The organism is uncultured Corynebacterium sp. (assembly GCF_937999985.1).
In the GTDB taxonomy this organism is placed as follows: domain Bacteria; phylum Actinomycetota; class Actinomycetes; order Mycobacteriales; family Mycobacteriaceae; genus Corynebacterium.
Window position 1 is genome coordinate 1 of the sequence record NZ_CALLDG010000102.1, and the last position, 3,276, is coordinate 3,276.

Genomic DNA, 3,276 nt, shown 5'->3' on the forward strand with positions numbered 1-3,276 from the left:
GGTCAAAAGTCGCGAGGGTGATGTCCATAAAAGTGTGCCTAAATTGTGCCCAAAGGCCACTTTCCGAGGCTTAATAAACCCCAAAAAGTGGCCCTGACCTGCGTGCCCCCAGCAGGATTCGAACCCGCGACACATGGGGTAGAAACCCACTGCTCTAATCCACTGAGCTACGGAGGCATACGAGTAGATGATAATGCACGCGCCCACGCGCTGAAATCACGGGGCAGCCATGCCGTTGGCGTGGCACGACCGCGCAGGTAGGCGCCGGGGTGGTGCGCCACCGCTGTGACGCAACCAACATCACAAAACCAGGAAGTTCACCCTGTCCGGAGCGCAGGGTAAGGTTCGAAACATGTCCTCCCAGGCAGATCAGGAAGCTAAGCAAGAAGCGCAAGCCCCGACCCAGCCCGTGAAGCTGGGTAACCCCGGCCTCGTGTACCTCATCGGCGCACTTGTCGCCGGGTGTTTCGCCGCGGCCATCGGTTACTCCTTCCTCGGCGAATCGCTCGCCCTGCTGGGCATTCCGGACCCCGGCCCGCTGACCACCGTCGGTCTGCCCTTCGTCCGCGGCGCGGCGATTTTCATCGGCTGCCTAGGCCTCGGCGGGTTCCTTATGGCCGCCTTCGGCACGCCCCCGGATAAGCAGGGCTACCTCACGCTCGACGGCTTCCGCGCCGCCCGCACGGGCACCTGGGGAATGATCGGCTTCGCACTCCTGTCGATCCTGCTGATTCCCATGTACATGTCGGACATCTCCGGCAGCCCCCTCACAGAAGTTCTTAAGCCCGAGTACTGGGGGATTGCGCTGGATCAGGTGTCGGCGTCAAAGGCTTGGCTCTGGGTTGCCATCTTCGCTGGCGCGGCCGGTGGGCTGTCGCTGCTCACACGCAAGTGGATCTGGCAACCGATCTTTCTGGCACTGTCGGTCCTTTCGCTGGTTCCGCTGGCCCTGGAGGGGCACTCCGCGGCGGGCGGTAACCACGACTACGGCGTGAACTCGCTGCTCTGGCACATCATCTGCGTCTCGCTGTGGGTGGGTGGCCTGCTGGCCCTGCTGGCACACGCGAAGCGCCGCGGCCCGCACCTGGCCCTCATCGTCCAGCGCTACAGCACCTTGGCGCTGTTCTGCATCATTGCCGTTGCGATCTCCGGCTTCATCAACGCACTGCTGCGCGTCCACCTGGACGAGCTCTTCACCACCCAGTACGGCCTGGTCATCGTCGCAAAAATGGTCATGACGTTGCTCCTGGCCTGGTTCGGTTGGGAGCAGCGCTCCCGCATCATCCCGAAGCTGCGCGAAGGCGAGGGCGAAAGCGGCAAGACCACCAACGCCCAGCGCAAGCCGTTTATCCGCTTCGCTGCCCTGGAAATCTTCATCATGGCCGCCACTATCGGCATCGCCGTCTCCCTGGGCCGCATCCCGCCGCCGATCGAGCAGGTCATTGACCTCACCCAGCAGGACGTACTGCTGGGGTACACCCTCACCGAGCCGCCGAGTATCGGGCGCTACTTCACCATGTTCCGCCTGGACCTTGTATTCGGCGTGGGCGCGATCCTCCTCCAAGCCGGCTACATGTGGGCCTGGCGGAGCATCCGGAAGCGCGGCATCGAGTGGCCCATCCAGCGCCTCATCTGGTGGTCCGTCGGCAACGTCACCCTGCTGTTCGCCACCAGCTCCGGCCTGGGCATGTACTCCATGGCGATGTTCGGCCCGCACATGCTGCAGCACGTCATTCTCTCCATGGCCGTGCCCGTGTTCTGGGTCCTCGGCGGCCCCATGACACTCCTGCTGCGCGCCCTGCCCGCCGCCGGTCGCAACGGCGTGCCGGGCCCGCGCGAATGGTTGGTCGTGTTCATCAACAACCCGTTCTCACGCTTCCTGACGCACCCCATTGTCGCCGGAACGCAGTTCGTTGTCGGCTTCTATTACCTCTATCTTTCGCCGCTTTTTGACGCCATCGCGGGTGAGCACGCCGGCCACCTGTTTATGATGCTGCACTTCATCATCTCGGGGTACATCTTCTATTGGGTGATCATCGGCGTGGATGCCGCACCGCGGAACCTCTCGCCGTTCATCAAGATGCTGACCCTCTTTGCGATGGTTACCTTCCACGCATGGTTCGGTATTGCAATGATGCAGATTTCCGAGCCGCTGAACGCGGAGTTCTACAACCAGCTGGACTTCCCATTCCCAGTGGACCTGGATCACCAGCAGTACCTCGGCGGCAGCATCACCTGGGCACTGGGCGAAATTCCGCTGCTGATTGTTTCCATCGCCCACGGGTTCCAGTGGCTGCGTTCCGATCGGCGCGAGGCCAAGCGTTTCGATCGCCGTGAAGAGCGCACTGGCGATGAAGAGCTGGAGGCGTACAACGCGATGCTGGCTGGACTTTCCAGCGGGCAGATCGATACCGGCAACCGCGCGTACTACGGCGATGATTACCACGACCAGGACGTGCAGAGCACGCTGCACTCGGCCAAGCACAAGTCGCAGTACAAGACCCAGCGTAGGGGCAAGAGCCAGCCCCAGGGCGGGACCAAGGGGCAGGCCGAGAAGCGGTCCGAGGGCTCGGCCGAAAGCCAGGGCGAAAACTAGGCCGAGAACAAGCAAGCCCGCGGGAAGTCGGACTAACGCACACCCGGCCGTGAACTGTCAACCCCAGTCTTTCCAGCCTGTGGAAAAGCGCCTTTGATGGGCGGAGTTGTCCACAGGGTGGCGTCACGAAGAAAAAGAAAAACCCCGAAACGCGCTAACAATAAAGCCACGCGCCGGGGAACAAGCTTCGGTGCGACAACAAGGAAGGGGACAAGTCAGATGAGCAACAATCTGGCGCAGGCATATCTGGTGGGGAACGCGGTTGACCACCCGCAGATTCGGATCAAGGGGCTGGACGGCGGACCCACACTCACCACGTTCCGCGTGGCAATGAACCACCGCTACCAAGGCACAGACGGGCAGTGGAAAGACGGCGACCCGTGCTACATGGAAGTGCAGTGCTGGGGAGCGCTGGGCGATAACGTCAGCGCGACGGTGTGCAAGGGAATGTCCGTGATCGTCGTCGGACGCATCGTGCAAAGCACATGGGAAGCCAACGGCGAAGACGGCCAGCCCGTGACCCGCAGCGTGCTGCGCGTGCGTGCCACCCACGTCGGCCCGGACCTGAGTGCGCGGAATGTATTGGTGAACGTGCGCAAGGCCGTGGAGCAGAACGCTGAGAAGAACGCTGAGCAGAACCCGGCGCAGAACCCAACTGGCTCGCCGGAGCTGGTGGGTGT

Annotated in this window: 2 protein-coding genes and 1 tRNA gene; 2 read left to right on the forward strand and 1 reads right to left on the reverse strand. The window is 62.6% G+C overall.

Features of this window, described 5'->3' with window-relative positions:
* Positions 1-103 precede the first annotated feature (103 nt).
* Positions 104-177: transfer RNA gene (locus tag Q0331_RS04720), tRNA-Arg, on the reverse strand.
* A 175-nt stretch (positions 178-352) separates the two neighbouring features.
* On the opposite strand from Q0331_RS04720, the gene Q0331_RS04725 reads away from it, so the two are divergent.
* The gene (locus Q0331_RS04725; RefSeq protein WP_298075316.1) at positions 353-2,596 is read left to right on the forward strand and encodes a cytochrome c oxidase assembly protein; all 2,244 of its coding nucleotides are present in this window, start codon (positions 353-355) and stop codon (positions 2,594-2,596) included.
* 219 nt (positions 2,597-2,815) lie between these two features.
* The coding region (locus Q0331_RS04730) for a single-stranded DNA-binding protein (RefSeq protein ID WP_298075318.1) at positions 2,816-3,276 on the forward strand (461 nt) is incomplete at its 3' end.

What these genes read in the sequence shown, in the direction of transcription:
- Q0331_RS04725 (WP_298075316.1), top strand. Translation starts at nt 353, where the DNA reads ATGTCCTCCCAGGCAGATCAGGAAGCTAAGCAAGAAGCGCAAGCCCCG.